Below are 12,228 nucleotides of genomic sequence, written 5' to 3'. Positions count from 1 at the left end.
ACCGTGGCTTCATCTTCATCACACCTCCAGATCGAGGTGTTTCCCTGACCGCTTGAACCGAAGGGGGGGATTCCCCCGCCTACGGTGCAGTAGGCGCGGGGAAAGCGGGCCGGCTAGGAGGTGCGGTCGCGCAGCTCGGTGACGTGCCGGGAGATCGCCGGGTCGAGCCCGAGGCCGAGCGCGAGGTAGGTCGCGACGTAGTCGGTCATCGCGACGAGCGAGGCGAGCCGCTGCACCGGATGGCCGGGGAGCGCCTCGACCTCCCAGACCCGCACACCGGCGTCACGGGCGGACTCCACGACGGCGTCGGCCAGGGCGATCGGGGGGAAGGTCGACCTCGGCATCTCCCGCACCACCTCCGGGTGGTCACGCAGCATGAGCAGGCCGAGCTGCGGCGCGGGCGGGCCGTCGAGGAAGGGGTCGGCGAAGAGGTCACCGGCGCCCGTCCCGCCCACGTCGCTGGGCCCGCTGAACGGCCCGTCGAAGCAGGCGACGACCTGGGCGGCGTCGTCGGGGAGGGCGCCGTGCGTCGTGGGCATCCGGGCGGTCCGGGCCAGCATCGCAGCCGCGCGGTTGGCCGCCACGCCGGTGAGGTCGCCGTCGCCGAGGACGAGCGGCACGGTCTCGGCGAGCCCGAGGGCGATGACCTTGGCCGGGTTGACGAACGACTCCGACGAGGGCCGGCACTCCTCGGCTCGGGTGTCGAGGGTGTCGGCGACCTGGTCGAGCACGGCGTCGGAGCACTCGGCCAAACCCAGCCGCTCGGCCGCCATGAGCACCGGCGTGAGCAGCGACCAGAGCGCGGCCCGCGAGGTGGGCACCGGCGCGGTGATGCCCACGTGGACACCGCGGCCACGGGCGCACACGTCGGCGAGCGGGGAGTCGGGAGCACCGACGGTGAGCAGGGCCGCACCCCGCCGGGCCGCCTCGGCCGCCAGGGCCAGCGGGCCGGGGGCACGACCGCTCTGCGACACCGCGATGACCAGGTCGAGCGGCCCGATCCAGCCCGGGAGCGGGGCCTGGCGCCGCGTGGTCACCGGGACGGGGGAGCCCGGCTCGGCCAGCACGTCGAGCACGTCGCAGACGACCAGCGGGCCACCGAGGGCGGCCACGAGCACCGAGCGCGGACGGTCGCCGCCCGCGAGCCGGTCGATGCCCGCCTCCCGCGCGGCGACGACCGTGCGGCGGACCTGAGCCCCCGCCGTCGCGAGCGCGCGCAGCGAGCCCTGGCTGTCGAGGGACTCGAGCGAGTCCACGGAGTCGAGGAAGGCCTCGTCGAGGTGCGGCATGGCGGGCAGCCGGTCAGCCGGTCAGACCGGCTTGCGGCCCTCGTCGACGAGCAGCACCGGGACGCCGTCGTCGACCCGGTAGACGAGCCCGCAGGCGTCGGAGGTGCAGGCCAGCTCGGGGCCGGTCTCCCCCGTCTCGTCGCGCAGCTCGGAACGGCAGTTCGGGCAGCGCAGGATCTCGCGCAGCCAGGGCTCCATCGTGGCCATGTCAGTCTCCTCTCGCAGTGCTCCGGACGACGTCCAGCACATCGTCGCGGATCGCGGCCATCGTGACCGCGTCGGCTGCCTCGACGTTGAGCCGGAGCAGGGGTTCGGTGTTGGAGGCGCGCAGGTTGAGCCACCACATCGGGTCGCCGTCACCTCCAGTGTGGGTCAGGGTGAGCCCGTCGAGCTCGTCGACCTCGACGTCCTTGTCCGCCGCCCACGACCGGACGGCCTCGGTGCTCGCCCGCTGGTCCACGACGGTCGAGTTGATCTCGCCGGAGGCGGCGTATGCCGCGTAGCCGGACATGATCTCGCTCAGCGGCCGCGACTGCTCGCCCAGCGCGGCGAGGGTGTGCATCGCGGCGAGCATGCCGGTGTCGGCGAACCAGAAGTCACGGAAGTAGTAGTGGGCGCTGTGCTCGCCGCCGAAGACCGCGTTCTCGCGCGCCATCTCGGCCTTGATGAACGAGTGGCCGACCCGCGTGCGGACCGCCCTCGCGCCCAGCGCGGCGAGGACCTCCGGCACCTGGGCCGAGGTGATGACGTTGTGCACGACCGACACCTCGCTCGCCGGGGTCCCGGCGGCGACCTCCCGGGCGACCTCGCGGGTGGCGATGAGCGCCGTGATGGCGCTCGGGCTCACCGGTTGACCGCGCTCGTCGACGACGAAGCAGCGGTCCGCGTCACCGTCGAAGGCGAGACCGAGGTCGGCGCCGTGCTCGAGCACCGCCGCCTGGAGGTCGCGCAGGTTCTCCGGCTCCAGCGGGTTCGCCTCGTGGTTGGGGAACGTCCCGTCGAGCTCGAAGTAGAGCGGGACCACCGTGAGCGGCAGCTCGGGCAGGCCGGCGCCGGTCCCGAGCACGGCCGGGACGGTGTGCCCGCCCATGCCGTTGCCGGCGTCCACGACCACGGTAAGGGGGCGGATCCGCGAGAGGTCGACGAGGCCGCGCAGGAATGCCGCGTAGTCGGCGAGCAGGTCGCCCTCCTCGCTGGTCCCGGTGGCCTCGTCAGGCTGCTCGGCGGTGCCTTCGAGGAGCTCCTGCGCGAGGTCGCGCACATCGGCGAGGCCCGACTCCAGCCCGACCGGAGCCGCGCCGGGCCGGCAGAGCTTGATGCCGTTGTATGCCGCGGGGTTGTGGCTCGCGGTGAACATCGCCCCGGCGAGGTCCAGGTGTCCGCTGGCGAAGTAGAGACCGTCGGTGCTGGCCAGCCCGATGTGGGTGACGTCGACGCCGCGGCTCGTGACCCCGGCGCCGAAGGCGCGGGAGAGCTCGGGCGAGGTGGCGCGCATGTCGTGCCCGATGACGCAGCCGCTGCCCCCCTCGCGGGTGATGACCACCTCGGCGAACGCCGCCCCCAGGGCCCAGGCCACGTCGACGTCGAGCTGCTCCGGGACCAGACCGCGGACGTCGTACGCCTTGACGACGTCGGAGAGGGTGTGGGGAGGCACGGAGCGACCCTACTAGGGCCCACGCGCGTCGGCGGTGGCCGCTAGCGTGACCCGGATGAGCCCCACGCCGCACGCCGCCGACACGCACGACCTCATCCGCGTGCAGGGTGCGCGGGAGAACAACCTCAAGGACGTGAGCCTCGAGCTGCCCAAGCGGCGGCTCACCGTCTTCACCGGCGTGTCGGGCTCGGGCAAGAGCTCGCTCGTCTTCGGCACCATCGCCGCCGAGTCGCAGCGGATGATCAACGAGACCTACAGCGCCTTCGTCCAGGGCTTCATGCCGTCACTGGCACGGCCGGAGGTCGACCACCTCGACGGGCTCACGACGGCAATTATCGTCGACCAGGAGCGCATGGGCGCCAACCCCCGCTCGACCGTCGGCACCGCCACCGACGCCAACGCCATGCTGCGCATCCTCTACAGCCGCCTCGGCAGCCCCTACGTCGGTCCGCCGACGGCATACAGCTTCAACGTGCCGACCCGGAAGGCGAGCGGCGTGATGACGACCGAGAAGGATGGGCACACCGAGAAGCGCGTGGCCCAGCAGCAGGTCTACCTCGGCGGCATGTGCCCACGGTGCGAGGGCATGGGGCACGTCAGCGACATCGACCGCACGGCGCTCTACGACGACTCCAAGTCGCTGAGCGAGGGGGCGCTGACCGTCCCCGGCTACTCGATGGACGGCTGGTACGGCCGGCTCTTCGAGGGCATGGGCCTGCCGATGGACAAGCCCATCTCCACGTTCAGCGCCAAGCAGCTCGAGACGATGCTCTACGCGCCGCCCACGAAGATCAAGGTGGAGGGCGTCAACCTCACCTTCGAGGGCATCATCCCCAAGATCCAGAAGTCGATGCTGTCCAAGGACACCGAGGCGATGCAGCCCCACGTGCGGCGCTTCGTCGAGCGGGCGGTGACCTTCCAGGAGTGTCCCGAGTGCCACGGGACCCGCCTCACCGCGGACGTGCTGAGGTCGAAGATCGGCGGGAGGTCCATCGCCGACCTGTGCGTCATGCAGATCAGCGACCTCGCCGACTGGGTGCGCGAGCTGCAGGAGCCGTCCGTCGCTCCCTTGCTCAAGGGGCTGCAGCACCTGCTCGACTCGTTCACCGAGATCGGGCTCGGCTACCTCTCGCTGGACCGTCCGGCCGGCACGCTGTCGGGCGGTGAGGCCCAGCGCACGAAGATGATCCGCCACCTCGGGTCCTCCCTCACCGACGTCACCTACGTCTTCGACGAGCCGACGATCGGCCTCCACCCCCACGACATCGCCCGGATGAACGACCTGCTGCTCCGCCTGCGCGACAAGGGCAACACCGTCCTCGTCGTCGAGCACAAACCGGAGACGATCGCCATCGCCGACCACGTGGTCGACCTCGGGCCCGGCGCCGGGTCCGGTGGCGGCCAGATCGTCTTCGAGGGGTCTGTCGCGCAGCTCCGCAAGGCCGGGACGCTCACCGGGCGCCACCTCGACGACCGCGCGCGGCTCAAGCCGGACGTGAGGTCGTCCACGGGAACCCTGGAGATCCGTGGCGCCTCGACGCACAACCTGCGCGACGTCGACGTCGACGTGCCGCTCGGCCTCCTCGTCGCCGTGACCGGGGTGGCCGGCTCGGGCAAGAGCTCGCTGGTGCACGGCTCGCTCGATGGCCGCGACGGCGTCGTCGTCGTCGACCAGTCAGCGATCAAGGGGTCACGCCGCAGCAACCCGGCGACCTACACAGGGCTCCTCGAGCCGGTGCGCAAGGCGTTCGCCAAGGCCAACGGCGTCAAGCCGGCCCTCTTCAGCTCCAACTCCGAGGGCGCCTGCCCGACGTGCAACGGCGCCGGGGTCATCTTCACCGAGCTCGGCGTCATGGCGACCGTCGAGTCACCGTGCGAGGAGTGCGAGGGCCGGCGCTTCCAGGCATCCGTCCTCGAGTACACCCTCGGTGGTCGCAACATCGCCCAGGTCCTCGCGATGTCGATGGAGGAGGCTCTGGCCTTCTTTGCGGAAGGGGAGTCCCGGGTCCCGGCCGCCCACACGATCCTCGGCCGCCTCGTCGACGTGGGGCTGGGCTACCTCACGCTCGGGCAGCCGCTCACCACCCTGTCCGGCGGTGAGCGCCAGCGGCTCAAGCTCGCGGTGCAGATGGCCGAGAAGGGCGAGGTCTACGTGCTCGACGAGCCGACCACCGGTCTGCACCTCGCCGACGTCGAGAACCTCCTCGGCCTGCTGGACCGGCTCGTCGACAGCGGCAAGTCGGTCATCGTCATCGAGCACCACCAGGCCGTCATGGCGCACGCCGACTGGATCCTCGACCTCGGTCCGGGGGCCGGCCACGACGGGGGGACGCTCGTCTTCGAGGGCACCCCGGCCGACCTCGTCGCGGCGCGGTCCACCCTCACCGGGGAGCACCTGGCGGCGTACGTCGGCTGAGTGAGCCGACCGGGCCCGAGCGAGCGGGCGGGGCTCAGGCCTCGCCGAGACCCGGCAGCACCCGCAGGTGACCGCGGCGCTGCTCGCCGGGCATCGGCGGCATCGCGGTGACCGCCGCGCGGGCGACCGTCGGCTGGGACGGGGTGACTTCGCGGACCTCGCGCACCGCGTCGACGACCGCGAGGAGGTCGTCGACCTCGGGCGCGGGCTCGTAGCCGTCACGGTCGAGGCGCACGACCTCCCAGCCCTGCGGCACCGTGAGCCCGTTCGCGTGGTGCGAGCACAGGTCGTACGAGTGCGGCTCGGCGTAGGTCGCCAGGGGACCGAGGACGACGGCGCGGTCGGCGTACGCGTAGGTGAGCGTGGCGACCGCGAGCTGGGCGCACGCGGTCTTGGTGCACTTCCTGGACGCGTTCACCCGAGGGACTCTAATTCACCGCTCCGACGTCCCCGGGTCGGCGCGCCGTAGTCTCGTGCCGTGGCCCCCGTCGACCCCGTGCCCCCCGCTGCGCCGCGCCGTCGCGACCGACGAGGGCGAGGTCCGCGCGGCCCCGTGGCGTGGCCTCCGGTGCCTGCCATGCGGTCCCGGCGCGAGACCTTCGACGACGTCGTCATCGAGGTGGCCGAGCGGGCCCGCGAGTACCTCGGGAAGCGCTACGCCGCCGTCGAGTTCGCGGTCGAGGAGGTGCCCTCCACCGACCCCGCTCCGTGGGAGGAGCAGGCGGCCGCCGTGGGCCGGCTCGTCCCCGTCGGTGGCACCGCGGGGCACCGGATCGTCATCTACCGCCGACCCGTGGAGACCCGCGCCCGCGATGCCGCGGAGGTGTCGGTCATCGTGCGGGAGGTGGTCGCCGAACAGGTGGCTGCCCTGCTCAACGTGCCACCGTCCGAGATCGACCTCTGAGGTCTCGCTCAGGGCACCGGGTGGGCCCGGCTGACCGCAGAGGTCACCGTGCTCTCCACCAACGGTGCGCCGGAGACGAGCAGTGGCCCGGGCTGCCCTCCGGACGACGCCACCGCCGAGCGCACCTCGCCGGTCCCGGAGGTGCGACGCACCCACACCGACTCCACCGATCCGAGGTCCAGCGTCATCGCCCGGTCCTGAGCGAGGTCGACCTCGCGTGTCGTCCAGTCCTTGGCCCCCACCGAACGCCAGGTGACGGACACCTTCGCCGGGCCACCGGTCGCGACGACGCCGAGAACCCGCGTCGTCCCGTCCTTGGACGCGGGGTAGGCGGCTCCGAGCAGGCCGGACGACGCCGGGGTCGACGGGGCCCACATGAAGTCGCCGGGCCCATCGGCCGTGCGCTGGGTCGACCACAGCGAGGCGACGATCGGCACGTCCGAGGTGAGCTCGACGGCATACGTCCCCGGCTTCAGCCCGGTGAGCGCGAGCTCGCCCGTGGAGCGGGCGCCGACCCGGACGACGCCGCCGCGCAGCGGCGTGGGCCCGTCGGTGCCGACGACCCGGGCGCTCACGACGGCCTGCTGGCGGTCGGGGACGGCGATGCGGATGGAACCTGCCGTGCCGACGCGGGCGGCGGGGATCACCTGTCGACGGGAGGGGGCGGCGGTCGGGACGGTGGTCTCGGCACCGGCCGGCACCGACCCGTCGAGCCAGATGTCGCTCATCACGGCGCGAACCGTGCCGCCGTTGACCCGCACCCGGACCGCCGGGGACTCCTCGGCCCCGGTGATGGCGTCGACGAGCAGGGCGGCTCGCCCGCCCGCGGGCACGACGATGGCCCCGGTGGGCGAGGGCACGACGCCGCGACGGCCCAGGGCGGTGAGGTCGACCGTCACCTCGTTGGCGCCGGGGTTGCTGAGCACGAGGCGCTCCTGGCGCCCGGGGGCACCACCACCCGCGAGGAGCCAGAGGTCGGACCCGGGCTCCGCGCAGGGCACCGTCGCCAGCCCGCGCACCTCCGCACGGGCCACCGTCCACTCCTGCGAGGCGGCGATGCCGGGGGCCATCGAACCGGTGGCGCGGACGTCGCTGGACCTGCCGGGGGTGGTCGGAGCCGTGGTCGTCGTGCCGCGCTCGGTGAGGGCCGTGCTGCCGGTGCCCCCCGTGCGGATGCTGAGGCTCCCGTCGCCGGACGGGCGCGTGGGGCCGAGGACCTGCGTGGGGGCCGCCGCGGCGCCGACGAGCGCGGGCACCTGGAGGTCCTCCACCCCCGGCACACCGCTCAGCTCGGGACCGGGGCAGGACAGGTCGGCGGAGGTGATGGGCGCGAGGGTCGGCTCACCGGCCACTGGCCCGCCGGGCGCCGCCGCGCCGGTGACGGGAGACGTGGTCGCGAGCGCCACCAGGCCCGCGGCGACGGCGCCAGTGAGCACGAGACGTCCGGGGCCGACCCAGCGTGCGCGGTTCATCGACGGCTCCGGAAGGCACGGGTCCCGAACGGGATCGAGAGGAAGGCCACGACGAGGATGGCCACGCCCTGCAGGACGCGCCACCACGGGCGCTCCGGCTCGACCTCGATGGTGAGGCGGTGCTCGCCGGCGGGCAGGGCATAGGTGGGGCGGTCGGCGTCGGCCACGGGGCTGAGCTCCCGCCCGTCGAGCTCCACGGTCGCGTGGCGGCCCCAGCTGGTCGGCTCGGCGACCGCGAGGAGGTCACCGTCGCGCGCCGTGAGGGTGGCGCTCGTCGCACCGTGCTGGCCGGTGGTCGTGACCGCGGAGGTGTCCGAGCCGGTGACGAGCGTGAGGCGGGAGGGGGCGACGGCGCGGGTGGTCGAGGTGCCGAGGGCGGCGATCCGCCACACGTCGTAGCCACCTCGGCTCGCGAGGCGCGACAGTCCACGGGCCGAGTCGAGGGTGCGGGCGACGTCGTCACCGGCGCCCTCGGCGACGGCGACGAAGCCCACGGCCTGCTGCGCGAGCCGCATCCCGGCGTCGTCGCGGGTGCCGTCGAGCAGCCCGCTGACGTCCTCGGCGAGGAGGGCATCTCCCACCAGGGCCTGCGGGAGGACGCGGGCGAGCTCTCCCGTCTCCCGGCCGACGACCCGGTATGCCGCGCCGCTGGGTCCCGGGGTGACGAAGACGGTGCGGTTGGCCAGCTCTCCCCCGGCCTGCTCGACCGCGACGGCCGGCCTCGGGTCGGACCAGGTGCGCAACACGGCGTCGAAGCCGAACCAGCCCAAGGCCCCTGCGGAGACGGCCCCGACGAGGACGAGACCGCCGACGGCGGCGAACCGGACCCGGCCCGCGAGGGACTGCGCCCCGAGGACGGCCGCGGCGACGAGGGCCAGGGTGAGCGGGAGCATGAAGGTGCCGACCCACGGGGTGACGGGGCCGGCAGGATCGACGGAGCCCGACGCCAGGTCGAGCCGGGGAGCGACCAGGACACCGGCCAGCGACAGCACGGCGAGGACGGCGGCACCGGTCGAGACGGAGCGGACCCGGCGCTGTGCGAGCAGGCCGAGGAGCCCCGCCGCCACGACTGCCGCGCCCACCCACCAGGGAGTGCTGCCCGCGCCGCCCGGGTGGAGCAGGGCGAGAGCCAGCGGCTTGACCGTGGTGGGCGTCCACTGGCTCAGGCCGGGCCCGGTGGCAGCGAGCGACCAGTCGTCCGCAAGGTCGACGAGCCACGGGCCCAGGAGCAGCGGCCCGATGACCGCCACCACGAGGGCTCGGGCTCGAGCGGCGGCACCGCCGACGACGGCGACGCCCACGCAGAGCAGGACGACGAGCGCGAGCAGGGGTGGGGCGAAGGCCCCGAGCACCGCAGCGCCCAGGGCGGTCGCGAAGGCTCCGGTCGCCGTGCCCTTGGGGCGCGTGATGAGCACGACTCCGCCGAGCACCAGCGGCAGGAGGACCAGCGCGACGAGGGCGCCCAGACGGCCCTGCGCGACGGACGCACCGGCAGCACCGGCGGTGGCCCACAGGACCGCGGCGACGGCACGCAGGGCGCGGGACGTGGTGAGGACCCGTGACGAGGCGTAGGCGGACACCGCTGCCAGTGGCAGCGCGAGCACGAGGAGGGCACCGATGAGGGCGCCTGCGGGAGAGGTGACGTCGGAGCCGCCGGGAAGCCGCTCGACGAGCCACACGGGGAGGGCGAGCAGGGCCAGTCCGGGGCTGGCGGGACCGTCCCCGCCGAGCCCGGTGCCGTGCCAACCGTCGAAGGCGGCGCTCCACAGGCTGCCGGAGGTCGCGGGACTCGCGACCAGCTCACCACCGGTGACCCCGGAGCCCAGCCGACCGAGGAGGTCGCCGCCGATCTCCCGCCCGGCGGCGACCACGACGGCGAGGACGGTGACGACCGCGACAACGGCGGGGGAGGTCAGGGCGCGTGCCACGGAGGACGAGTCGTCGCCGCGCGCGCCCTCGTCGGGCAGCCGGGCGGGGGCGACCACGGCCTCGTGGGCGCGGTCGAGGGCCCGGCGCACCACGAGGGAGCCGGGGACGAACAGGCTGCCGATGTCGCGATGACCCAGCTGGCGGGACCCCCGAGTGCGCACGCGGGCGAGCACGCCACCGACGGGGTCCAGCGACCCGAGGTCGGCCAGCACCTGCGCAGCGGCGCGAGGTCGCTTGAGGAGCAGCAGCCCGATGCCGGCGACGATGGAACTGAGGAGGACCCACAGAGCGAGCAAGGGCGCCTGCCACCACGGCGCCCGGGTGAGCGCGACGCGGCGGGCGGCGCGGCGACGGGCCGGGGTCGTGGCCGTGGCCAGACCGAGGGAGGCGACCGACCGGAGCCGCGCACTCGGTGCGACGACGACCCGGTGTCCGGCCAGCTGCGCCCGCCAGCCGAGGTCGAGGTCACCGCCGAGGTCACCGAACGAGCGCTCCCACCCGAGGACGCGCAGCACCGTGGCGGTCGCGAGCATGCCGGCGAGCGGGACGGCGATGACGTCGCGGCGCAGGTCGTACTGGCCCTGGTCGGGCTCCCCCAGCGGTGGGTCCTCGACGACCCGTCCTGTGCGGGTGGCGGTGATGCCCACGGAGCGCAGGCGACCGGGGTCGGACGCGTCGACGTGCTTGGGACCGACGATGCCGACGGAGGGGCTGCGGCGGTGGGCGTCGAGGAGGCGGGTCAGCGCCTGGGGCTCCGGGACGCAGCCCACGGGCAGCACCCACACGAGGTCGTCGTCGCCGAGGTCGGCGGACCTGACCCACCGCGTGACCGCAGCGCGATCCGGCATACGGGCGTCGAGGGGAACGTGCTCGACGCGGAAGGACGGAGTGCTCGCGGCGGCGACGAGGTCCGCCGCCGTGGTGGAGCCGTCGGCACCGGAGGTGTCGAGGACGACGACGTGGTCGGGTCGCGCCGCGGAGGCGGCGAGCGCGTCGAGGAGGGCGCGCAGACCGTGGTGGGAGCCGGAGGTGACGACGACGGCCCGGACCACCGGCCCGTTCGCGGGGGCGGGGGCGTCGGGCAGCACGGGGGCGGTCGTCAGCGTCATGAAGTGGTCGCGCGACCGGTCAGACGGCGCGCTTCTTCAGCTTGCGGCGCTCCCTCTCGGACAGACCGCCCCAGATGCCGAAGCGCTCGTCGTTGGCCAGTGCGTACTCGAGGCACTCGGGGCGGACGTCGCAGCCGACGCACACCTTCTTGGCCTCACGGGTGGAGCCGCCCTTCTCGGGGAAGAACGCCTCCGGGTCCGTCTGCGCACACAGGCTGCGCTCCTGCCAGGAGAGCACCGTCTCCTCATCGACCATGGCGTCGACCAACGTCAACTCGTGCATCGCTGCCTCCTCGACCCTTCTGCGACCCAGCCCGTGTCCAGACCGTCTGCCCTCGACCGAGGTGACCTCTGCTGGAACACAATGACGAAATTACACGCGTGTCATACCCATTCGTCAAGCGGAGTTCTGCTATCAGCACCCGCGGTGACCCGCCGACCGGCGTGTCGGAGCGACTCGCCGGTGGGGAAGACTGGCCCGCATGCGAATCACAGCCCTCGCGGGCGGCGTCGGCGGAGCGCGCTTCCTCCGGGGCCTGCGAGCCCACCTCGACCGCGTCGCACCGGAGTCCGAGGTCACCGTCATCGCCAACACCGGGGACGACATCAGCCTCTTCGGGCTGCGGGTCTGCCCCGACATCGACACCCTCCTCTACACGCTCGGCGGCGGTATCGACGAGGAGCAGGGATGGGGCCGGGCCGACGAGTCCACGCGGGTGCAGGGCGAGCTCGAGGCGTACGGCGCTGCGCCGCAGTGGTTCACGCTCGGCGACCTCGACCTCGGCACGCACATCGTGCGCTCGCAGTGGCTGGCGCAGGGGCAGACGGCGTCGGAGGTGACCGCGCGCCTGGCCGCCCGCTGGGGGCTGCCGGACCAGCGCATCACGTTGCTGCCCATGACGGACACCCCGGTCGAGACCCACGTCGTGCTCGACGAGGGCGACTCGCAGCGGGCCGTGCACTTCCAGGAGTGGTGGGTCCGGCTGCGCGCCGCGGTCCCCGCGTCCCGGTTCGTCGTCGCCGGCCTGGACCGTGCGGCAGCTGCGCCGGGGGTGCTCGACGCCCTGCGTGACGCGGACGTCATCGTCCTGCCGCCGAGCAACCCCGTGGTGTCGATCGGGATCATCCTCGGCGTGCCCGGGGTGCGCGACGCCCTTCGCGGGTCCACGGCACCCGTCGTCGGCGTCTCCCCGCTGATCTCGGGCCGACCGGTCCGGGGCCATGCGGACGCGTGCCTGTCGGCCATCGGTGTCGAGTCCACCAGTGCTGCGGTGGCCGGCCTCTACGCCGACTTCCTCGACGGCTGGCTCGTCGACCCGGCCGACGCCTCCGTCAGGGTGCGCGGAGTCGAGACCGCCGTCCACGACGGGCCGCTCCTCATGACGGACGTGGCTGCGACCGCTGCCATCGCTGCCGAGCTGCTGGCCCTGGCTGAGCGCGTCCGCCGGTGACCGC

General features: G+C 73.7%; 10 protein-coding genes. 3 read left to right on the top strand and 7 right to left on the bottom strand.

The window, feature by feature from the left end; translation table 11 throughout:
• Positions 1–113: 113 nt before the first annotated feature.
• The 3 genes from ACOJV9_RS05205 to ACOJV9_RS05195 are packed head-to-tail and all read right to left on the bottom strand — an operon-like array spanning position 114 to position 2,943.
• Complete coding sequence (locus ACOJV9_RS05205; RefSeq protein WP_420184121.1) at positions 114–1,289, bottom strand: SIS domain-containing protein; 1,176 nt, start codon at positions 1,287–1,289, stop codon at positions 114–116.
• 21 nt (positions 1,290–1,310) lie between these two features.
• On the bottom strand, positions 1,311–1,496 hold the full coding sequence (locus ACOJV9_RS05200) for a Trm112 family protein (RefSeq protein WP_420184120.1): 186 nt from the start codon (positions 1,494–1,496) through the stop codon (positions 1,311–1,313).
• A 1-nt stretch (position 1,497) separates the two neighbouring features.
• Entirely contained in the window at positions 1,498–2,943 is a 1,446-nt protein-coding gene (locus ACOJV9_RS05195; RefSeq protein ID WP_420184119.1) for a phosphomannomutase/phosphoglucomutase, read from the bottom strand.
• Between the two features lie 55 nt (positions 2,944–2,998).
• On the opposite strand from ACOJV9_RS05195, the gene ACOJV9_RS05190 reads away from it, so the two are divergent.
• Complete coding sequence (locus ACOJV9_RS05190; protein WP_420184118.1) at positions 2,999–5,359, top strand: ATP-binding cassette domain-containing protein; 2,361 nt, start codon at positions 2,999–3,001, stop codon at positions 5,357–5,359.
• A 34-nt stretch (positions 5,360–5,393) separates the two neighbouring features.
• Here ACOJV9_RS05190 and ACOJV9_RS05185 read toward each other — a convergent pair whose 3' ends face one another.
• Entirely contained in the window at positions 5,394–5,777 is a 384-nt protein-coding gene (locus ACOJV9_RS05185) for a DUF3499 domain-containing protein (RefSeq protein WP_420184117.1), read from the bottom strand.
• 159 nt (positions 5,778–5,936) lie between these two features.
• On the opposite strand from ACOJV9_RS05185, the gene ACOJV9_RS05180 reads away from it, so the two are divergent.
• Positions 5,937–6,263, top strand: a complete 327-nt coding sequence (locus tag ACOJV9_RS05180; RefSeq protein ID WP_420184116.1) for a metallopeptidase family protein — start codon at positions 5,937–5,939, stop codon at positions 6,261–6,263.
• Positions 6,264–6,271: 8 nt separating this feature from the next.
• Here ACOJV9_RS05180 and ACOJV9_RS05175 read toward each other — a convergent pair whose 3' ends face one another.
• From ACOJV9_RS05175 to ACOJV9_RS05165, 3 genes are read right to left on the bottom strand one after another with little or no spacing between them, the layout of a single operon-like run.
• A complete protein-coding gene (locus ACOJV9_RS05175; protein WP_420184115.1) occupies positions 6,272–7,735 on the bottom strand; it encodes a DUF5719 family protein in 1,464 nt (487 codons plus the stop codon).
• Complete coding sequence (locus ACOJV9_RS05170) at positions 7,732–10,773, bottom strand: glycosyltransferase (protein WP_420184114.1); 3,042 nt, start codon at positions 10,771–10,773, stop codon at positions 7,732–7,734. Before ACOJV9_RS05170 ends, ACOJV9_RS05175 begins: the two co-directional genes overlap by 4 nt.
• Before the next feature lie 19 nt (positions 10,774–10,792).
• A complete protein-coding gene (locus tag ACOJV9_RS05165) occupies positions 10,793–11,056 on the bottom strand; it encodes a WhiB family transcriptional regulator (protein WP_420184113.1) in 264 nt (87 codons plus the stop codon).
• A 199-nt stretch (positions 11,057–11,255) separates the two neighbouring features.
• Here ACOJV9_RS05165 and cofD point away from each other — a divergent pair, with 199 nt between their 5' ends.
• Entirely contained in the window at positions 11,256–12,224 is a 969-nt protein-coding gene (gene cofD, locus ACOJV9_RS05160; protein WP_420184112.1) for a 2-phospho-L-lactate transferase, read from the top strand.
• Positions 12,225–12,228 lie beyond the last annotated feature (4 nt).

The organism is Knoellia terrae, assembly GCF_048606435.1.
Lineage (GTDB): Bacteria > Actinomycetota > Actinomycetes > Actinomycetales > Dermatophilaceae > Knoellia > Knoellia terrae.
The sequence above is the reverse complement of the archived record's forward strand: the minus strand, read 5'-3'. Positions and strand labels throughout refer to the sequence as shown.